Source organism: Leifsonia stereocauli (assembly GCF_038432415.1).
GTDB lineage: Bacteria > Actinomycetota > Actinomycetes > Actinomycetales > Microbacteriaceae > Orlajensenia > Orlajensenia stereocauli.
The window spans coordinates 1,263,002-1,281,911 of record NZ_JBCAUN010000001.1 but is presented as its reverse complement, the minus strand read 5'-3'; the positions used below and the strand labels follow the sequence as shown (position 1 = coordinate 1,281,911).

General features: G+C 67.4%; 18 protein-coding genes, 2 tRNA genes and 1 pseudogene. 16 read left to right on the top strand and 5 right to left on the bottom strand.

Annotated elements, in window-relative coordinates:
* Nucleotides 1–94: 94 nt before the first annotated feature.
* A tRNA-Gly gene (locus AADV74_RS06220) sits at nt 95–168 on the bottom strand.
* A gap of 224 nt (nt 169–392) precedes the next feature.
* On the opposite strand from AADV74_RS06220, the gene AADV74_RS06215 reads away from it, so the two are divergent.
* The 8 genes and pseudogenes from AADV74_RS06215 (at nt 393) to AADV74_RS06180 (ending at nt 7,509) form a co-directional block, all read left to right on the top strand.
* Nucleotides 393–469: transfer RNA gene (locus AADV74_RS06215), tRNA-Pro, on the top strand.
* A gap of 41 nt (nt 470–510) precedes the next feature.
* Complete coding sequence (gene tig, locus AADV74_RS06210) at nt 511–1,944, top strand: trigger factor (protein ID WP_342112602.1); 1,434 nt, start codon at nt 511–513, stop codon at nt 1,942–1,944.
* Nucleotides 1,945–2,016: 72 nt separating this feature from the next.
* Nucleotides 2,017–2,520: a tetratricopeptide repeat protein gene (locus AADV74_RS06205; protein WP_342112601.1), complete on the top strand. Its 504-nt coding sequence runs from the start codon at nt 2,017–2,019 to the stop codon at nt 2,518–2,520.
* An 88-nt stretch (nt 2,521–2,608) separates the two neighbouring features.
* Nucleotides 2,609–3,196 (top strand): ATP-dependent Clp protease proteolytic subunit, encoded by a 588-nt coding sequence (locus tag AADV74_RS06200; protein ID WP_342112600.1) that lies wholly within the window; start codon nt 2,609–2,611, stop codon nt 3,194–3,196.
* Nucleotides 3,197–3,224: 28 nt separating this feature from the next.
* Nucleotides 3,225–3,908, top strand: a complete 684-nt coding sequence (locus AADV74_RS06195) for an ATP-dependent Clp protease proteolytic subunit (protein WP_425287253.1) — start codon at nt 3,225–3,227, stop codon at nt 3,906–3,908.
* Between the two features lie 184 nt (nt 3,909–4,092).
* The gene (gene clpX / locus AADV74_RS06190) at nt 4,093–5,367 is read left to right on the top strand and encodes an ATP-dependent Clp protease ATP-binding subunit ClpX (protein WP_056163499.1); all 1,275 of its coding nucleotides are present in this window, start codon (nt 4,093–4,095) and stop codon (nt 5,365–5,367) included.
* 8 nt (nt 5,368–5,375) lie between these two features.
* A pseudogene (locus tag AADV74_RS06185) lies at nt 5,376–6,674 on the top strand (benzoate/H(+) symporter BenE family transporter).
* Nucleotides 6,652–7,509, top strand: a complete 858-nt coding sequence (locus tag AADV74_RS06180) for a hypothetical protein (RefSeq protein ID WP_342112599.1) — start codon at nt 6,652–6,654, stop codon at nt 7,507–7,509. The pseudogene AADV74_RS06185 and the gene AADV74_RS06180 overlap by 23 nt, the downstream one beginning before the upstream one ends.
* Here the strand turns inward: AADV74_RS06180 and AADV74_RS06175 are convergent.
* Entirely contained in the window at nt 7,506–7,793 is a 288-nt protein-coding gene (locus AADV74_RS06175) for a hypothetical protein (protein ID WP_342112598.1), read from the bottom strand. The two genes, AADV74_RS06180 and AADV74_RS06175, sit on opposite strands and share 4 nt — an antisense overlap.
* 101 nt (nt 7,794–7,894) lie before the next feature.
* A complete protein-coding gene (sepH, locus tag AADV74_RS06170; RefSeq protein ID WP_342112597.1) occupies nt 7,895–8,986 on the bottom strand; it encodes a septation protein SepH in 1,092 nt (363 codons plus the stop codon).
* 200 nt (nt 8,987–9,186) lie between these two features.
* Between sepH and AADV74_RS06165 the strand changes: the two genes are divergently transcribed.
* Complete coding sequence (locus AADV74_RS06165; RefSeq protein ID WP_342112596.1) at nt 9,187–9,480, top strand: DUF4193 domain-containing protein; 294 nt, start codon at nt 9,187–9,189, stop codon at nt 9,478–9,480.
* Here AADV74_RS06165 and AADV74_RS06160 read toward each other — a convergent pair.
* Complete coding sequence (locus tag AADV74_RS06160) at nt 9,477–9,947, bottom strand: DUF3093 domain-containing protein (RefSeq protein WP_342112595.1); 471 nt, start codon at nt 9,945–9,947, stop codon at nt 9,477–9,479. The genes AADV74_RS06165 and AADV74_RS06160 overlap by 4 nt on opposite strands.
* Nucleotides 9,948–9,985: 38 nt before the next feature.
* On the opposite strand from AADV74_RS06160, the gene dut reads away from it, so the two are divergent.
* The 4 genes from dut to acnA all read left to right on the top strand — a co-directional run bounded on the left by dut (nt 9,986) and on the right by acnA (nt 14,881).
* Nucleotides 9,986–10,459, top strand: coding sequence for a dUTP diphosphatase (dut, locus tag AADV74_RS06155; RefSeq protein WP_342112594.1), 474 nt, complete (start codon nt 9,986–9,988; stop codon nt 10,457–10,459).
* A complete protein-coding gene (locus AADV74_RS06150; protein ID WP_342112593.1) occupies nt 10,456–11,082 on the top strand; it encodes a DUF3710 domain-containing protein in 627 nt (208 codons plus the stop codon). The genes dut and AADV74_RS06150 overlap by 4 nt, the downstream gene beginning before the upstream one ends.
* Nucleotides 11,075–11,881 carry a DUF3159 domain-containing protein gene (locus tag AADV74_RS06145; RefSeq protein ID WP_342112592.1) on the top strand — a complete coding sequence of 269 codons (807 nt, stop codon included), beginning with the start codon at nt 11,075–11,077 and terminating at the stop codon, nt 11,879–11,881. Before AADV74_RS06150 ends, AADV74_RS06145 begins: the two co-directional genes overlap by 8 nt.
* Before the next feature lie 186 nt (nt 11,882–12,067).
* On the top strand, nt 12,068–14,881 hold the full coding sequence (gene acnA / locus AADV74_RS06140; RefSeq protein WP_342112591.1) for an aconitate hydratase AcnA: 2,814 nt from the start codon (nt 12,068–12,070) through the stop codon (nt 14,879–14,881).
* A gap of 98 nt (nt 14,882–14,979) precedes the next feature.
* On the opposite strand, the gene AADV74_RS06135 is transcribed toward acnA, so the two are convergent.
* Entirely contained in the window at nt 14,980–15,327 is a 348-nt protein-coding gene (locus tag AADV74_RS06135; RefSeq protein ID WP_342112590.1) for a LysR family transcriptional regulator, read from the bottom strand.
* A gap of 164 nt (nt 15,328–15,491) precedes the next feature.
* On the opposite strand from AADV74_RS06135, the gene dxs reads away from it, so the two are divergent.
* The 3 genes from dxs to AADV74_RS06120 are packed head-to-tail and all read left to right on the top strand — an operon-like array spanning nt 15,492 to nt 18,841.
* Complete coding sequence (dxs, locus tag AADV74_RS06130) at nt 15,492–17,435, top strand: 1-deoxy-D-xylulose-5-phosphate synthase (protein ID WP_342112589.1); 1,944 nt, start codon at nt 15,492–15,494, stop codon at nt 17,433–17,435.
* 54 nt (nt 17,436–17,489) lie between these two features.
* Complete coding sequence (locus tag AADV74_RS06125; RefSeq protein ID WP_342112588.1) at nt 17,490–17,873, top strand: MerR family transcriptional regulator; 384 nt, start codon at nt 17,490–17,492, stop codon at nt 17,871–17,873.
* Nucleotides 17,870–18,841, top strand: coding sequence for an aldo/keto reductase (locus AADV74_RS06120; protein ID WP_342112587.1), 972 nt, complete (start codon nt 17,870–17,872; stop codon nt 18,839–18,841). The genes AADV74_RS06125 and AADV74_RS06120 overlap by 4 nt, the downstream gene beginning before the upstream one ends.
* Nucleotides 18,842–18,910 lie beyond the last annotated feature (69 nt).

Below are 18,910 nucleotides of genomic sequence, written 5' to 3'. Positions count from 1 at the left end.
TCGGGCGCCGCGTCGGCCGCGGTTGCGCGGTCGTGCGGCGGCGCGCCGGGAACGACGAAGGCCCGGCCACTCGATGAGTGTCCGGGCCTCGTACTGGAGGGGATGACGGGAATCGAACCCGCGTGATCAGTTTGGAAGACTGAGGCTCTACCATTGAGCTACATCCCCGTGGCCTCGTGAAAAGGCAACTCGACCATCGTAATACAGACTCGAGGGTGCTCCGTCCACGTCGACGTCGAGCCGGGAGTCGAGCCGCACGTCGAACGAGATGCCGAGCCGTCGCTCTGACGGAACGCACGGATGCCGTGCAGTAGACTTTCCGAGGTTCCCCGCTATTCGCGTGCCTTGGCGCGCGCCTCGCGTTGGATCGAGAACGAGTTGAGCGGATGACTCGGGGCGTAGCTCAGCTTGGTAGAGCGCCCGGTTTGGGACCGGGAGGTCGCAGGTTCGAATCCTGTCGCCCCGACCACCGCATCGACACACCCCCTCATCTACAGGAGATCTTCCCCCATGCCGAACACCTCGGTTGAGAAGCTCAGCCCGACTCGCGCGAAGCTCACCATCTCGGTGACGCCCGAGGAGCTGAAGCCCAGCATCACCCACGCGTACAGCCATATCGCCGAGGAGATCAACATCCCCGGCTTCCGCAAGGGCAAGGTTCCGCCCCCGATCATCGACCAGCGCGTGGGCAAGCTCGCCGTTCTCGAGCACGCGGTCAACGAGGGCCTCGACGGCTTCTTCCGCGCCGCCGTCGCCGAGCACGACCTCCGCACCCTCGGACGCCCGTCGGCCGACATCGTCGAGTGGCCCAGCGACAAGGACTTCTCGGGCGACCTGCTCGTGCACATCGAGGTCGATGTGCGTCCCGAGATCGACCTCCCCGACTACAACGGCATCGCACTCACCGTCGACGCCGTCGAGGTCGGCGACGAGGAGATCCAGAAGGAGCTCGACACCCTGCGCAGCCGCTTCGGCACCCTGAGCACGGTCGACCGTCCCGCCAAGAGCGGCGACTTCGTCACCATCGACCTGATCGCCACCATCGACGGTGCCGAGGTCGACACCGCCAGCGGCATCTCGTACGAGCTCGGCTCCGGTGACCTCATCGAGGGCATCGACGAGGCCCTCGACTCCCTCACCGCCGGCGAGGCCACGACCTTCGAGTCGAAGCTGCTCGGTGGCGACCACGAGGGCGAGACCGCTGAGATCGCTGTCACCGTCATCGCCGTCAAGGAGCGCGAGCTCCCCGAGGCCGACGACGACTTCGCCCAGATCGCCAGCGAGTTCGACACCCTCGACGAGCTCAAGGCCAGCCTCGCCGAGCAGGCCGGCCGTTCCAAGACCTTCGAGCAGGGCGGCCAGGCGCGCGACCTCCTCATCGAGAAGCTCACCGAGCTCGTCGAGGTTCCGGTTCCCGCCGGACTCATCGAGGACGAGGTTCACCGTCACCTCGAGAACGAGAACCGCCTCGAGGACGACGAGCACCGTGCAGAGGTCGCCATCTCCAGCGAGAAGACCTTCCGTACGCAGATCCTGCTCGACGCCATCGCCGAGGCCGAAGAGGTCAAGGTCAGCCAGGACGAGCTCTCGCAGTACCTCATCCAGGGTGCGGCCCAGTACGGCATGGACCCGAACGAGTTCGTCCAGGCACTGAGCAGCAACGGTCAGATCCCCGCCATGGTCGGAGAGGTCGCCCGCAACAAGGCCCTCGCCCTCGTGCTCGGCAAGGCCGTCGTCACCGACTCCAACGGTGCAGCCGTCGACCTGTCCGACTTCGTCGTCACCGAGGAGGACGAGGACGAGGCTGAGGCCGAGGTCGTCGCCGAGGCTGAAGAGGTCGTCGAGGAGGCCGAGGCCGCCGACGCCGTCATCGAGGCGGAGGAGAAGCCGAAGAAGAAGGCTCCCGCCAAGAAGAAGGCAGCTTCGAAGTCCGACGCCGAGTAGTCAGCAGTTCATCTCGAGAGGGTCGATCGCATCTCATGCGGTCGGCCCTCTCGCGTATCCGAGGGAGAACGGATGCAGCATCCCACGCCGTCCGACGACTGGAACGCCCGCGTGGAGGCCGTCTGGGCCGCAGCTGACGAGCTCGGTGACGACGCCGTCATCGAGCGCATCGACGCCCTCGCAGCCGAGCGGGGTGCTGACGACGCCCGTGCACTGTTCGAGAGGGCCGGAGCCCGCGACTCGGCCGGCCTCGAGTCCGAGGCGGCTCCGCTCTACCGCGAGGCCCTCGCAGGAGGCGGCTTGGACGAGGTGCACCGTCCGCAGGCCGTCATCCAGCTTGCGAGCACCCTCCGCAATCTCGGCGAGGTCGAGGAGAGCATCCGGATGCTCGAGGCCGAGCGCGTCCAGCATCCGGAGTCGCCGCTCGACGACGCGGCCGCGGCGTTCCTGGCGCTGGCGCTCGTGACGCGCGGAGACGCCGAGAGGGCGGCATCCGTGGCTCTCAGCGCACTCGCACCGCACCTTCAGCTCTACACGCGCTCGGTGCACGCCTACGCGGCGGAGTTGGCACTCTGACACCGACTCTGCTCACGGCGAACATGGCCCGGTTCCGGTGATCCGCTCGGTTAGATTCGTCTTACGCGATAACTGAAGGAGCGACACAATGGCCGAACCGACACTGGGACCCAGTGTTTTTGACCGCCTGCTGAAGGACCGCATCATCTGGCTCGGTTCCGAGGTGCGCGACGAGAACGCCAACGAGATCGCGGCGAAGCTTCTGCTCCTCGCCGCCGAGGACTCGAAGCGGGACATCTACCTCTACATCAACTCTCCCGGCGGCTCGATCACGGCCGGCATGGCGATCTACGACACCATGCAGTTCGTTCCCAACGACATCGTCACCGTCGGCATCGGAATGGCGGCCTCGATGGGCCAGCTCCTCCTCACCGCCGGCACCAAGGGCAAGCGCTACATCACCCCGAACGCCCGCGTGCTGCTCCACCAGCCGCACGGTGGCTTCGGTGGAACGTCGAGCGACATCCAGACCCAGGCTCAGCTCATCCTCGACATGAAGCGGCGCCTCGCCGAGATCACTGCGGCCCAGACCGGCAAGACCGTCGAGCAGGTCAACGAGGACGGCGACCGCGACCGCTGGTTCAACGCCCAGCAGGCACTCGAGTACGGCTTCGTGGACCACATCCGCGAATCGGCGCTCGACGTGTTCGGCGGCGGCGGCACGGACGCCCAGTAGAGCACCGAAGAGAGACAAGGACCTAGACATGACCATCCCCAGCTTCGGTGGATCCGCAACGAGCTCGATGGGCGGCAGCGCGCTGCACCAGCCGTCCTCGCGCTACATCCTGCCCACGTTCGAGGAGCGCACGGCCTACGGCTACAAGCGCCAGGACCCCTACGCCAAGCTCTTCGAGGACCGCGTGATCTTCCTCGGCGTGCAGGTCGACGACGCGTCGGCCGACGACATCATGGCGCAGCTGCTCGTGCTCGAGAGCATGGACCCCGACCGCGACATCATGATGTACATCAACTCGCCCGGTGGCTCGTTCACGGCCATGACGGCGATCTACGACACCATGCAGTACATCCGTCCGCAGATCCAGACCGTCGTGCTCGGCCAGGCAGCGTCCGCTGCTGCCGTGCTGTCGGCCGCCGGAACCCCCGGCAAGCGGCTCGCCCTGCCGAACGCCCGCATCCTCATCCACCAGCCGGCCGTCGGCCAGGCCGGCCAGGGGCAGGCGTCCGACATCGAGATCCAGGCGCAGGAGATCCTCCGCATGCGCGTCTGGCTCGAGGAGACGCTGGCCAAGCACTCCAACCGCACGCAGGAGCAGGTCAACAAGGACATCGATCGCGACAAGATCCTGTCGGCGGCAGACGCCCTCGAGTACGGCCTGATCGACCAGGTTCTGACCTCCCGCAAGGGTCTCGCGGCCATCGCCAAGTAAGAACACTGCACGCCTGAGAACGGCGGATGCCCCGGCTCGACGCCGGTCGGCATCCGCCGTTCTCGCATTCATCGCGTGATTCGCGCAGGGCGAACGACGCGCGGCCCTGCAATGGCGGCATGCTTCCCGCAATTGTCCGTGGCACAGGTTAGGCTCGGTTCCAGTTGCACTGAAGGGGGCACTGATGGCTCGCATAGGCGAAAGCGCCGACCTGCTCAAGTGTTCTTTCTGCGGAAAGAGCCAGAAGCAGGTGCAGCAGTTGATCGCGGGTCCGGGTGTCTACATCTGCGACGAGTGCGTCGAGCTCTGCAACGAGATCATCGAGGAGCGACTCGCCGAGGCGGGCGAAGAGGTCTCCGACGAATTCGATCTTCCCAAGCCCCGCGAGATCTTCTCCTTCCTCGAGGAGTACGTCATCGGCCAGGAGGCCGCCAAGCGCGCCCTCGCCGTCGCCGTCTACAACCACTACAAGCGCGTGCGCGCCCGCACCACCATCGGGCCGGCCGACGCCATCGACGACATCGAGATCGCCAAGTCGAACATCCTGCTGATCGGCCCGACCGGCTGCGGCAAGACCTACTTGGCGCAGACACTCGCGAAGCGCCTCAACGTGCCTTTCGCCGTGGCGGATGCGACCGCGCTCACCGAGGCGGGCTACGTCGGTGAAGACGTCGAGAACATCCTCCTCAAGCTCATCCAGGCCGCCGACTACGACGTCAAGCGCGCCGAGACCGGCATCATCTACATCGACGAGGTCGACAAGATCGCCCGCAAGGCCGAGAACCCGTCGATCACCCGCGACGTCTCCGGCGAGGGTGTGCAGCAGGCGCTGCTCAAGATCCTCGAGGGCACGGTCGCCTCGGTTCCTCCTCAGGGCGGCCGCAAGCATCCGCACCAGGAGTTCATCCAGATCGACACGACGAACGTGTTGTTCATCGTTGCCGGCGCCTTCGCCGGCCTGGAGGAGATCATCTCCTCTCGCGCGGGCAAGAAGGGCATCGGCTTCGGCGCCCCTCTGCACATCAAGGGCAACGAGCAGAACCTCTTCAGCGAGGTCCTCCCTGAAGACCTGCACAAGTTCGGCCTGATCCCCGAATTCATCGGCCGCCTTCCCGTCGTCACCACCGTCACGCCGCTCGACCAGGCCGCGCTCATGCAGATCCTCACCGAGCCGCGCAACGCCCTCGTCAAGCAGTACCAGCGCATGTTCGAGATCGACGGCGTCGAGCTCGAGTTCGAGACCGACGCCCTCGAGGCCATCGCCGACCTGGCGGTTCTCCGCCAGACCGGCGCCCGCGGCCTTCGCGCCATCATGGAGGAAGTGCTCGGGCCCATCATGTTCGAGGTCCCCTCCAGTGATGACGTCGCCGGTGTCGTCGTGACGCGCGCCTCGGTCCTCGAGAACGCGGCTCCCACGATCGTGCCCGTCAAGGCGCGCCGCGAAGAGAAATCCGCCTGACCGGCACCGTGAACCCGGAACGCCTCGCGCGTCCGAGGAGAGACGGGGGAGGCCTCTTCCACACTGTCCTCGCCGGCGTCATCGCCGCGATCACCGGGTTCGCCAGTTCCTTCGCCCTGGTCATCGCGGGCCTCGGAGCCGTCGGGGCCACGGACGGGCAGGCCTCGTCGGGGCTCTTCGCCCTGTGTCTGGCCACGGGCATCACCTGCATCGTGCTGCCGCTCGTGATGCGCATCCCGATCTCGTTCGCGTAGTCGACGCCGGGAGCGGCACTCCTCATCGCCGCCGGTGCCGTGACGGGGGAGTTCGCGGCAGCCGTCGGCGCGTTCCTCGTGTGCGGTGTGCTCATCGTGCTGGCCGGATTGTGGCCGGCACTCGGTCGGGCGATCACCAGCATTCCCAAGCCCATCGCCAGCGCCATGCTCGCCGGCATCCTGTTCCCCATCTGCCTCGCCCCCGTCACGGCATCCGTCACCGAACCCGCCATCGCGATCCCCATGGTGCTCGTCTGGCTGCTGTTGGCCAGGCTCGCACCACGCTGGGCCGTGCCGGCGGCCATGCTCGTGGCAGTGATCGGCATCGGCATCGCGGCTGGCCCCGGCGTCTTCGCCAGCGCATCGGCGGCCCCGCACCTCGAGTTCGTGATGCCGGTCTTCGATCCCCTCGTCATCGTCAGCCTCGGGCTGCCACTGTTCATCGTGACGATGGCCGGGCAGAACGTTCCGGGGTTCGCCGTCATGTCGACGTTCGGCTACACGCCGGCTCCCCGCCCGGTCCTGGTGAGCAGCGGTCTCGGCACGATCGGCGCCGCGCTGTTCGGTGGCCACGCGGTCAACCTCGCAGCGATCACAGCGGCCCTCATGGCGTCGCCCGAGTCGCACCCCGACAGGTCGAAGCGCTGGATCGCCACCTTCACCTCCGGCGTGGTGTACCTCGTGCTCGGCCTGTGCGCCGGGCTCGCGGCGGCCGTCGTCGCAGCAGCTCCGCCGATCATCATCACCGCCGTGGCGGGCCTCGCGCTCCTCGGTGCCTTCGTCACGGCCATCAGCGGGGCGCTCGAGGCGCCTCAGCACCGCATCACCGGCATCGCGACCTTCCTCGTCACGGCATCCGGCATCTCGATCATCGGAATCGGTTCCGCGTTCTGGGGCCTCATCGTCGGCGGGGTGCTGATGGCGTGGCTGTCACCGTGGAAGCGGGTCAGCCCGGATACGGCCGGGGGAGCGCACCCAGCAGACTCAGTACCCGACGTGCCGGCGCAGGCACGCCTCGACGAGGAGATCCATGATGAGCCAGACCGCCCCTGAGCCGACAACCGACGGCCGCACGACCTCCGCCACGACTTCCGCGGCGAGCTCGGCCTCTGGCGGCTCGGCATCCGGTTCCGCCGCCGTCAGCCGGTGGCGGCGCATCGCCGTGATCGTCATCGTGGCGTCGTTCTCGATCACCGCCCTCGTCGGCATCCTCGCCCTGCTCCTCGGGAGTCTCGGCGATGTGCAGTGGCGCATCCTGGGCACGACGTCGCTCGTCGGCACGTTCAGCGTGCTCGCGCTCTGCCATCTGGCCGTCGTCGCCGGGGCGTACCGATGGATCGCCGCTGCGGGGCTGCTGGTCAGCGCCCTCGCACTGCTGATCGGCCTCGGGATGATCTGGGCTCCCGACGACTGGATGTTCCGCTCCACATTCGGTTGGCAGAGCTTCGGCATCACCGCCGTCCTCGCCGTGAGTGCCGCTCACGCCAACCTGCTCCTCATCCTGGGCCGACGCCGGCGCCCGCTGGTGCGCATCGGACTCTGGGTCACGATCGGCCTCATCGCCCTCCTCGCGGCTCTGCTCGTGCTCGAGATCGCCACCGAGTGGGGCATCAGCAGCGACGGCTTCACGCGCCTGATCGGAACCGTCGCCATCCTCGACGTGCTCGGAACCGTCGTCGTTCCTGTTCTGGCGGTCTTCCTCCGAGACGATGCAGGCTCAGCCGCGACACCGGATGCCGCAGACTCGACCGACAGTGCGGCCGTGCCGGTGTCGTCCGTGACGGCCGAGCGCCTCGACACCCTGCGTGCAGGTCGTGGTATCAGCCGGGAGCGCCTGATCGAGGAGCTCGTGGCGGCGGCGGACGAAGCCCGCCGCAGCATCAGCTAGTCGAAGACCCGCACCAGGTTCCAGCGCGTTCGCCCGTCGTACTCGACGTCGAACACGTGGGTCTCCCCGTCGTCGGCACTGGCTTGGAACCGCCAGCCGCAGATCTGCAGTGGAGCCCGGCCGTAGCCGAGCTCATGGCGGGCGAGTGGCTGCCACCAGTCGCACGGCCCCACGAGGGCGGTCGGCACGTCGTTCACTCGGTATCGACGCGACCGCCAGACGATGCGCTGCGGTTCTCCACTCTCGGTCGTCCACACGGCCACGGCCTCGTCGATCTGGGTCATGCTGCCTCCACCGGACACTCGAACGTACGTTCGACTGTAGCACCGGCGCACGACAACGGCCCCGTCGCATCGTGAGCGACGGGGCCGGTGGGAGGTCTGGTCTAGGCCAGGTCGTCGTCGGTGCGAGCGCCGAAGACGATCTCGTCCCAGCTCGGCATCGACGTGCGGCCCTTCTTACGGGAAGCCGATGGCACGCCGCCGGTCTGGTTCGCCCAGTCGCGACGTGCTCCGGATGCCGCCGTGGGAGCGGATGCCGGAGGAGCGATCGTGGCTGGGATCGGGAGCTCGGGCTGGTCGGTGACGTTCCCCGAGCGGGCCGGAGCGACGCTGGGAGCGTCGGTCGGATCGCCATCGAAGTTCGCGGTCTCGCGCTCCCCACGACGGCGACGGAGCGCCTCGAGGAGGTCGGCCGTCTCGCTCAGCGACTTGGGCGGGTCGTCGGCCCGGTTGATGGCGGCTTTGGTGACGGCGGCGCTGGAGACCCCGGTGCGTCCATACGGGATCGGCTCGGCCGGGACGTCGACCTCGGCCTGCTCGATGAGCGGGTCGCGGAAGGTGAAGGCACCACTGTCGAAGCGCGACTGATCGGCATCGGTCGTGTCGACCGCGCGCAGCCGGGGGATGAGCGAACCTGAGAGTTCACCCTGCTGCGAGAGGGTGACGGCCTCGCTGTTGAGGGGTGCCAGGGCCAGTTTCTTCGGCTCGAATCCCCAGCGGGCGTCGTGATCGATGGAGTCGGCCGTGAACTCGAGCTTGATGATCCAGCCGCCTGCCGGCTCCTTCCAGCTCGCCCAGCGTTCATTGAACGCGCCGAGGGAGGCGAGGCGCTGGCGCATCACGCCACCGAAGCTGGAGTCGTCATCCGCCGGATCGGGTTCCTGGGTGGGGTGAACAGGAACGCTCAGCGCGCTCGTGAGCACGTGCTCGCGCTCGGCGAGTACCGGTCCCTCGAACCGCTGGATGTACTCGAGCGAGGCGCCAGTGACCGCTGCGACGTCTTCGGCGCTCATGCCGGAGCGTACGTAGGCCTGAACCTCGCGTGGCGACGGCTTCTGGCTGCCTGCCGGCTCGGGGTTCGCTCGACGCAGGCGTGACTGCATCACCTCGTCGATCACGATCCGGAAGCGGTCGCCGTCGTCAGAGGCGACGACCAGAGCCCCGTTCTCGACTCCGATTACCTTCAATTCCTGCATCGGGATAGCCCTCTCGTGCTCGCAACTTCAAGGCAAGGGTCGCACGTCGAGTCCCCAATTCGCGGGAATAGCATCCGCGTGCCGGAAGTTGTCTCGGATGACCTGAGAAGGCGCCGAATGGCCGTTTGCTATTCCCGCCCGATTGGGGCACACTATCGTCGCCGTTCTCATGAGGAACGGCGGTAACTGAATGGATGGGCATGGCAACGGATTACGACGCACCGCGAAAGACTGACGACGATTCTGATTCGATCGAAGCACTCAAGGAGCGAGTACCCGACAAGATGTCCGGCGTCGTCGACGTCGAAGACGCCGACAACCCCGGCGGTTTCGAGCTGCCCGGTGCAGACCTCTCCGACCTTGACCTCGACGTGGTCGTTCTGCCTCCCCAGGCAGACGAATTCACCTGCGTGAACTGCTTCCTCGTGAAGCACCGCTCGCAGATCGACCACGACAGCAAGCTCGGCCCGGTGTGCCTGGAGTGCGCCGCCTAGGACACATCGTCGTTCGACTCGACTGGCCGTTGCGATCCATTGATCGCAGCGGCCAGTTCTCGTCCATGGCGGCTCGAGACGATCCAGTACGGAGCCGGGTCCTCGGCCGCAGGCAGCAGCGGCACCTTCACAACGTCGTCGACGTAGCCGCGGATCATCAGCCAGGCTCTGGCATCGAGGTTCGGCCCCCGCTCACGCCAGGCCGCCTGCCCGCTGAACGAGGTCGCCTCGCCCACGAGCGAGACCGGGATCGACGCCTTCGCCGCACGCAGCACGCCGTCCTCCACCGTCACCGTGGGCGCCGTCAGGATGAGCCCCGCCACGCAGCCGCCGTAGAGCACGACCGCCGTGATGATCCCGGCCGTCAGTGAGATCGGGGCCAGCACGAGGATCGAGGCGGGGATGACGAGGGCTGTCGAGATGAACAGCCACGGAGCCGGCCAGAGGCGTTCGCGGTAGAGGGGCATGGCTCTATTCGATCAGATATCTGCACTACCCTCGACACGTGGCAGATTCCGTCGAGGTCCTCATCACAGCGTCCACCCTCCCGAGCTACTCCCACCCGGGCGACGCTGGAGCCGACCTGCATTCATCAGAGGCACTCGTCCTCGAACCCGGCCAGCGGGCCACGGTCGGAACCGGCGTCGCGATCGCCCTGCCCGACGGCTATGCGGCGTTCGTCGTTCCGCGCAGCGGCATGGCCTCGAAGCACGGCATCACCATCGTCAATTCACCGGGAACGGTGGATGCCGGCTACAGGGGCGAGATCAAGGTCGCTCTGCTCAACACCGACTCGTCGATGCCGTACTCTGTCGCAGTCGGCGATCGCATCGCCCAATTGATCATCATGCCCGTCACCCGGGCCCGCTTCGTCGAGGTCGAACGCCTCCCCGGAAGCGACAGGGGTGAGGGCGGATTCGGTTCCACGGGCACTGCCGCCCGCACGGCATCCGACTCGACTGCAGGAGTGAACGCGTGAGCGACATCGAGACCATCGGCGACATCCCCGTCGACCAGCCCAAGTCGGCCCCTGAGGACCGCGGAGAGAACGGCCCGTTCGACGAGGCCGAGGCCAGCCCGGTTCGCCCGTACGTCGATCTCGGCGGTGTGAAGATCCTCCCGCGCGAGGGCCTGCACCTGCGACTGGAGATCGAGGAGGAGTCCAAGCGCGTTGTGGCCATCGGCCTGGACTACGCCAACTCGACCCTCCAGGTGCAGCCGTTCGCCGCACCCCGTTCCAGCGGCCTGTGGCACGAGATCCGCGATCAGATCAGTGACCAGATCGCCAAGCAGGGCGGAACGACGACTCTCCGCGAGGGTCCGTTCGGGCCAGAGCTGCTGGCGCAGATCCCCGTCGCGAGCGCCACGGCCACTCCGGGCACCACCCGGCTCGCCCGGTTCATCGGCGTCGACGGACCGCGCTGGTTCCTGCGCGGGGTGATCGCCGGGGAGGGTGCCGTGAACGCTGATGCCGCCGCCGCTGTCGAGGACCTGTTCCGCAGCATCGTCGTCGTGCGCGGCACGACGCCCATGCCCCCGCGCGACCTGATCCCGCTGCGCATGCCGGCCGACCCGGCCGGAGACACCACGACCGGTGTCTGAACCGACGAACCCCGGGCCCGGGGAATCCGCTCCCGACGAGTCCGCCCGCACTGCCTCCAGCAGCGACGCCCGCGGAACCGACCCGAAGCGCGGCAGTGACGAGCCGGAGCTCGCGACGACCTTCGCAGCCCAGCTCGCCGGAGCGGCCGAGAAGGCAGGGCTCGGGCAGATCGCCCGGGACGACACGCTCTCGAGCGGCGACATCCTCAAGGCGTTGGGCGGCATCCGGGGTCTCGCCGAGGCGATCCTCCCCGGACTCGTCTTCCTCATCGTCTACACCTTCGCGAAGGACCTCGTGCTGGCGCTCGTGACGTCGGTCGGCCTCGCCGCCGTGTTCACGGTCATCCGATTGGCCACCCGCACGCCCGTCACCCAGGCCTTCGCCGGCCTCATCGCCGTGGCGGCATCCGCTGCGCTCGCGCTGTGGACGGGACGCGGCCAGGACAACTTCGTGCTGGGTCTCATCACCAATGCCGCCTACGTCGTCGCTCTCCTCACCTCGTTGCTGGTGAAGTGGCCGCTGTTGGGTCTCGCCGTCGGCTTCCTGATGGGCGATGGGCTCGCGTGGAAGTCCGACAAGCGCAAGTACCGCGCGATGGTGCTCATCACCGTCTGCTGGCTCGCCCTCTTCGGCCTGCGCCTCGTGGTGCAGCTTCCCCTCTTCTTCGCGGGCAACGTCGAGGCGCTCGGTGTCACGAAGCTGCTCATGGGAGTACCGCTCTACGCGATCCTGCTCGTGGTGTCGTGGCTCATCGTGCGCACCGTCTACCCGAAGACCGACACGGCCGCAGCTCGCTGAGACCTGCCGTATCCGGTGCTAGAGTTATCTTGATATCAAGATAGATTTCACGGCCGGTACAGTCCGGATCAGCACTGCCGCGGGGCGGACCGCTTAGGTTAGCCTTGCTGGATCAGAGCAGGACCCGGCCACGAAGATGAAGTGTTGCCGGATTCACTCCGGGCGGACCACCTAAGGAGATGCGACGTGTCTGCAGTAAACAGTTTCGGGGCGAAGGACACCCTCCGGGTCGGTGAGACGGACTACGAGGTCTTCCGCATCGACACCGTCGACGGCTACGAGAAGCTCCCGTTCAGCCTCAAGGTGCTCCTGGAGAACCTGCTGCGCACCGAGGACGGTGCGAACATCACCGATGCGCACATCCGTGCCCTCGGCTCGTGGGTTCCCACGGCGGAGCCCGACACCGAGATCCAGTTCACGCCGGCGCGCGTCGTGATGCAGGACTTCACCGGTGTCCCGTGCATCGTCGACCTCGCCACCATGCGCGAGGCCGTCGAGGCCCTCGGCGGAGACCCCAAGAAGATCAACCCGCTCGCTCCGGCCGAGATGGTCATCGACCACTCGGTCATCGCCGACCTCTTCGGCACCGAGAACGCGCTCGAGCGCAACGTCGAGATCGAGTACGAGCGCAACGGCGAGCGCTACCAGTTCCTGCGCTGGGGCCAGACCGCGTTCGACGACTTCAAGGTCGTCCCGCCCGGAACCGGCATCGTGCACCAGGTCAACATCGAGCACCTGGCCAAGGTCATCTACGACCGCCCGGTCAACGGCGTGCTCCGCGCCTATCCGGACACCTGCGTCGGAACCGACTCGCACACGACCATGGTCAACGGCCTCGGCGTGCTCGGTTGGGGCGTCGGCGGCATCGAGGCCGAGGCGGCCATGCTCGGCCAGCCCGTCTCCATGCTCATCCCGAAGGTCGTCGGCTTCAAGCTCTCCGGCGTGATCCCCACGGGTGTCACGGCGACGGATGTCGTGCTGACGATCACCGACATGCTGCGCAAGCACGGCGTCGTCGGCAAGTTCGTCGAGTTCTACGGAGCCGGCGTCGCCTCCGTGCCCCTCGCCAACCGCGCCACCATCGGCAACATGAGCCCCGAGTTCGGTTCGACCGCCGCCATGTTCCCGATCGACGACGTCACTCTCGATTACCTGCGCCTGACCGGGCGCAGCGAGCAGCAGGTCGCGCTCGTCGAGGCGTACGCGAAGCTGCAGACCCTCTGGCACGACGCCGACAAGGAGCCGGTCTTCAGCGAGTATCTCGAACTCGACCTCTCCACTGTCGTCCCCTCGATCGCCGGACCGAAGCGCCCCCAGGACCGCATCATCCTGGCCGAGGCCAAGAGCCACTTCGAGAGCGACCTCACCGACTACGCCGAGGTCGCCCACGACCTCGTCGACCTCGAGGGATCCGAGTCGTTCCCGGCATCCGACCCGCCCGGAAACACGCCGGAGGACGAGCACTCGACCCACGCGCACCACCACCACAGCCACGCTCCGAAGAACATCTCGAAGCCGACCGCCGTGGAGCTCGCCGACGGCCAGAAGTTCACACTCGACCACGGCGCTGTGACGATCGCCGCGATCACGTCGTGCACCAACACCTCGAACCCCTCCGTCATGCTCGCCGCAGGCCTCCTGGCCCGCAACGCCGTGCGCAAGGGCCTGAAGGCCAAGCCGTGGGTCAAGACGACGCTGGCTCCGGGCTCGAAGGTCGTCACCGACTACTACGAGAAGGCCGGACTCACCCAGGACCTCGAGGACCTCGGCTTCTACACCGTCGGCTACGGCTGCACGACCTGCATCGGCAACTCCGGCCCCCTCATCGAGGAGGTGTCCGCAGCGATCAACGAGAACGACCTCGCCGTCACCGCCGTGCTCTCGGGCAACCGCAACTTCGAGGGTCGCATCAACCCCGACGTGAAGATGAACTACCTCGCGAGCCCGCCGCTCGTGATCGCGTACTCGCTCGCCGGCTCGATGAACTTCGACTTCGAGGCCGACGCGCTCGGCCAGGACGGCGACGGCAACGACGTCTTCCTCAAGGACATCTGGCCCGACGCCGCCGAGGTGCAGTCCACGATCGACACCTCCATCAACAAGGAGATGTTCACGCACCAGTACGCGAGCGTCTTCGAGGGCGACGACCGCTGGCGCAACCTGCCGACCCCCACCGGCGCCACCTTCGAGTGGGATGCCGAGTCGACGTATGTGCGGAAGCCCCCGTACTTCGACGGCATGACCATGGAGACCACCCCCGTCACCGACATCGTCGGTGCGCGGGTGCTCGCCAAGCTCGGCGACTCCGTCACGACCGACCACATCAGCCCGGCCGGAAACATTAAGGCGGACAGCCCGGCCGGTCGCTACCTCGACGAGCACGGTGTCGAGCGCAAGGACTACAACTCCTACGGCTCGCGTCGTGGCAACCACGAGGTGATGATCCGCGGAACCTTCGCGAACATCCGTCTGAAGAACCAGCTGCTCGACGGCGTGGAGGGCGGCTACACCCGCGACTTCACGCAGCCAGATGCCCCGCAGTCGTTCATCTACGACGCCAGCCAGAACTACCAGGCTGCAGGCACTCCGCTCGTCATCTTCGGCGGCAAGGAGTACGGCTCCGGTTCGTCTCGCGACTGGGCAGCCAAGGGCACCAGCCTCCTCGGCGTCAAGGCCGTCATCACCGAGAGCTTCGAGCGCATCCACCGCTCCAACCTCATCGGCATGGGCGTCGTGCCGCTGCAGTTCCCCGCCGGTGAGAGCTGGGCGTCGCTCGGTCTCGACGGCACCGAGGTCGTCTCGATCTCGGGCATCGAGGAGCTGAACAACGGCACCACTCCGAAGACCGTGCACGTCACGGCCGCGCCGAGCGAGCACTCGCCCGCAGGCAAGGAGACCATCGAGTTCGACGCCGTCGTGCGCATCGACACCCCCGGTGAGGCCGACTACTACCGCAACGGCGGCATCCTGCAGTACGTGCTGCGCTCGCTCGTCGCGTAGTCACCGCAACGAAGAACCGCCCGTCTCCAGTGCTTCGGCACTGAGGCGGGCGGTTTCGCGTCGGGGACGAGCCGCGGATGCGCAGGCTCGAGCGACCGTCAGCGCGACTGGCGCTTCTTGTACGGAAGGGGCTCGCCCTTGACCTTCGGCGCGCGTCCGACGCCCTTGGAGGCCTTGGCCTTGCCGCCGGTCTTCGGCGCTGGCGGAGCATTCGCGGCATCGAACGCGGCGATCTCATCGTTCGCCGTCGCCAGGAACAGCTCTCCGGCATCCGTCAGCGTCATCGGCCCGTTGCCGCGGCGGATCAGCACTGCGCCGGCGACGGCCTCGAGCTGGTTCAGCGATCCGCTGAGGGTCGAGTGCGAGACGCCGAGTACGGATGCAGCACGCCCGAGGTCGAGTTCGCTCGCCAGGGCGACGTAGTGGCGGAGCATGGTGATGTCCACGGGGGTGGCCCTTTCGTCAGGTCGTGCGTTCCACGGCCGAGTCCAGCGTACGGTGCCAGTGCCGAGCGCAAGCCCTCCAGCCGACTCAGGGCCGATCGGAATCGACCGCGTAGACTCGATTGAAGCCACCGGGCACCCTCGGTGGCGAGCGAAAGGCGGTTGCGATGACCCTTCTGGAGACGATCAGAGGCCCCAGAGACCTCGACGCCCTCACGAAGGAGCAGTTCGAGCAGCTGGCCACGGAGATCCGCGAGCACCTCGTGCTGAACGTCGCGAAGACCGGCGGGCACCTCGGGCCCAACCTCGGCGTCGTCGAACTCACGCTCGCCATCCACAGCGTCTTCGACTCACCCCGCGACTCGATCGTCTTCGACACGGGTCACCAGTCCTACGTGCACAAGATCCTCACGGGGCGTCAGGACTTCTCGACCCTGCGCCAGACCGACGGCATGGCCGGCTACCCGCAGCGCGCGGAGTCCGAGCACGACATCGTCGAGAGCTCCCACGCCTCCAGCTCGCTGTCCTGGGCCGACGGCATCTCACGGGCATTCTCGATGACCGGCCAGGATGACCGCAGTGTCGTCGCCGTCGTCGGCGACGGAGCGCTCACCGGAGGCATGACGTGGGAGGCGCTGAACAACATCAGCGACGACAACGACCGTCGCCTGATCATCGTCGTGAACGACAACGGGCGCTCGTACGCGCCGACCATCGGCGGTATGGCGCGCTTCCTCAACACCGTGCGCACCCGCCGCAGCTACCGCAGCCTCTATCTCACCAGCCGCGAGGCCTTCGACAAGCTGGGAGCCCCCGGGCGGGCTGTCTACCGCGGGTTCCGCGGCGGCCTCCACGGCTTCCTCGCGCGTTTCACCAACAATGAGGCGCTCTACTCGAACCTCGACATCAAGTACATCGGCCCGGTGCACGGACACGACATCGAGGCGATGCGCGAAGCCCTCGAGCAGGCGAAGCACTACGGCGCCCCGGTCATCGTTCACGCCATCACGGAGAAGGGCCGCGGCTACGGGCCGGCGCTCCGCGACGTCGCAGACCAGTTCCACGCCGTCGGTCAGATCGATCCCGAGACAGGCGAGTCCCTCGAGATCGGGGGAGCCGCAAGCTGGACCAGCGTCTTCGCCGACCGTCTCGTCGAACTCGCGGCGGACGATGACCGCATCGTCGGCATCACCGCCGCCATGCTGCGTCCCACAGGACTGCACAAGATGGCCGAGCGATTCCCGGGACGCGTCATCGACGTCGGCATCGCCGAGCAGCACGCCGCAACGTCGGCAGCGGGTCTCGCCTTCGGCGGCATGCACCCCGTCGTGGCGATCTACGCCACCTTCATCAACAGGGCGTTCGACCAGGTGCTCATGGACGTGGCCCTGCACAAGGCCGGTGTCACGTTCGTGCTCGACCGGGCCGGCGTCACTGGCCCCGACGGTCCCAGCCACCACGGGGTGTGGGACCTGGCCATCCTCCAGGTCGTTCCCGGCATCCGCCTGGCCGCTCCGCGCGACTCCGTGCGCCTCGAGGAGGAACTGACCGAGGCCGTGGCCGTGGACGACGCTCCGACGGTGCTGCGGTTCCCCAAGGGCAGTGTCGGTGCGAGCATCGATGCCCTCCGTCGCACCGATGACGGCGTCGACGTGCTCTACGAGGGACCGGGACGCGACGTGCTGATCGTCACCGTCGGACCCATGGCCGGGGTCGGCCTCGAGGTCGCAGAGAGGCTCGCCGCCCAGGGCATCGACGCCACCGTCGTCGATCCGCGCTGGGTCGTCCCCGTGCCGCGCAGCGTCGTCGACATGTCGGCGCAGCACCGCCTCGTCGTGTGCATCGAGGACGGCATCCGCGTGGGCGGAATCGGAACGCGCATCCGCCAGGACCTGCGCGAGGCCGGAGTCGACACCGCCGTCACCGAGGTCGGGCTGCCGGACGAGTTCCTCGACCACGGTTCCCGGGCCGACATCCTCGAACGCACGGGCATGACGCCGCAGCACATCGCCCACGACGTCGTCGGCATGGTGCTCGGCTCCAAGCTGCCGCACGCCAGGCCGATCGACACCGGCTCCACCCCGATCACCGCGGGTTCGAACGAACTCTGAGCATCTGCCGGATGCGTTTGACTTCGAGTGCGCTCGAAGTTCTATCGTGGCCGTATGGAGACACTCGAGCACACGTTCTCGATCTCGGAAGCCGCTGAGCGCACGGGCCTCACAACCCACACGCTCCGCTATTACGAGCGAACAGGACTGATGCTGACCCCCGTCGACCGCGCATCGTCGACCCACCGCCGCTTCACCGAGCAGGACATCACCTGGGTGTCGTTCCTCACGAAGCTGCGGGCCACGTCGATGCCGATAGCCCGTATCCGCGAATACGTCGAACTCGTGCGCGAGGGCGACGAGTCGACGGCGTCGCGGCTCGAGCTCCTGCTGCGCCACCGCATCACGGTGGTGGCCCAGCTCGCGGACATGCAACGGTCGCTGACCGCCATCGACGTGAAGATCGCCATCTATGAAGAGAAGGTCGCACACGCATGAAGCACGCAACACTCGGAACCCTGGACGTCTCCCGCCTCGGCCTCGGCTGCATGGGCATGTCGGCGTTCTACTCGGGTGCCGGAACCGATGAGGCCGAGTCGATCCGCACGATCCACCGCGCGATCGACCTGGGCATCACCTTCTTCGACACGGCCGAGATCTACGGCCCCTACGTCAACGAGGAGCTCCTCGGCAAGGCTCTGGCCGACCGCCGCGACCGGGTCGTGGTCGCCACGAAGTTCGGCACCATCCTGCACCGCGGAGACGGGTCGCGGGGCCTCGACGGTTCGGCCGAGAACGTGCGGCTGTCCGTCGAGGGGTCGCTGAAGCGGCTCGGCACCGATCACATCGACCTCTACTACCAGCACCGCATGGACCCCGGAGTCCCGATCGAGGAGACTGCCGGCGCTCTCGCCGAGCTCGTCGCCGCCGGGAAGATCGGCCACTACGGCCTCTCGGAGGCCGCGCCCGACACCATCCGTCGCGCCCACGCCGTACACCCCGTCACCGCCGTGCAGACCGAGTACTCGCTGTGGTCGCGCGACCCCGAGGCCGAGATCCTCCCCGTCCTGCGCGAGCTCGGCATCGGCTTCGTGCCGTACTCGCCGCTCGGACGCGGATTCCTCACCGGAGCCCTGCGCTCGGTCGACCAGCTCGACGCGTCCGACTTCAGGCGCAGCAATCCGCGCTTCGAAGGCGAGAACTTCGACGCCAACCTGCGCATCGTCGACGCCGTCGAGCAGGTCGCGGCCGAGGTCGGCGCCACCCCGGCGCAGATCGCGCTGGCGTGGCTGCTCGCTCAAGGCGACGACATCGCCCCGATCCCCGGAACCAAGCGCGTCTCCAGGGTCGAGGAGAACGCGGGGGCGGATGCCGTGGAGCTGAGCGTAGCGCAGCTGGGCACCCTGAGCGACCTCCCGGCGCCCGTCGGCGACAGGTACGCGGACATGTCGCCGCTCAATCGGTAGCCGATCGACGCCATCTGTGTCGGCAGAGCGGTGCTGCGGCGCGTAACGTAGAGAGAGGTGGTTTCGAGG

Bases quoted from the DNA above. Each gene is read 5' to 3' on its own strand.
- tig (WP_342112602.1), top strand. From the start codon at position 511: ATGCCGAACACCTCGGTTGAGAAGCTCAGCCCGACTCGCGCGAAGCTC.
- AADV74_RS06205 (WP_342112601.1), top strand. From the start codon at position 2,017: ATGCAGCATCCCACGCCGTCCGACGACTGGAACGCCCGCGTGGAGGCC.
- AADV74_RS06200 (WP_342112600.1), top strand. From the start codon at position 2,609: ATGGCCGAACCGACACTGGGACCCAGTGTTTTTGACCGCCTGCTGAAG.
- AADV74_RS06195 (WP_425287253.1), top strand. From the start codon at position 3,225: ATGACCATCCCCAGCTTCGGTGGATCCGCAACGAGCTCGATGGGCGGC.
- clpX (WP_056163499.1), top strand. From the start codon at position 4,093: ATGGCTCGCATAGGCGAAAGCGCCGACCTGCTCAAGTGTTCTTTCTGC.
- AADV74_RS06180 (WP_342112599.1), top strand. From the start codon at position 6,652: ATGATGAGCCAGACCGCCCCTGAGCCGACAACCGACGGCCGCACGACC.
- AADV74_RS06175 (WP_342112598.1), bottom strand. From the start codon at position 7,793: ATGACCCAGATCGACGAGGCCGTGGCCGTGTGGACGACCGAGAGTGGA.
- sepH (WP_342112597.1), bottom strand. From the start codon at position 8,986: ATGCAGGAATTGAAGGTAATCGGAGTCGAGAACGGGGCTCTGGTCGTC.
- AADV74_RS06165 (WP_342112596.1), top strand. From the start codon at position 9,187: ATGGCAACGGATTACGACGCACCGCGAAAGACTGACGACGATTCTGAT.
- AADV74_RS06160 (WP_342112595.1), bottom strand. From the start codon at position 9,947: ATGCCCCTCTACCGCGAACGCCTCTGGCCGGCTCCGTGGCTGTTCATC.
- dxs (WP_342112589.1), top strand. From the start codon at position 15,492: ATGACCCTTCTGGAGACGATCAGAGGCCCCAGAGACCTCGACGCCCTC.
- AADV74_RS06125 (WP_342112588.1), top strand. From the start codon at position 17,490: ATGGAGACACTCGAGCACACGTTCTCGATCTCGGAAGCCGCTGAGCGC.
- AADV74_RS06120 (WP_342112587.1), top strand. From the start codon at position 17,870: ATGAAGCACGCAACACTCGGAACCCTGGACGTCTCCCGCCTCGGCCTC.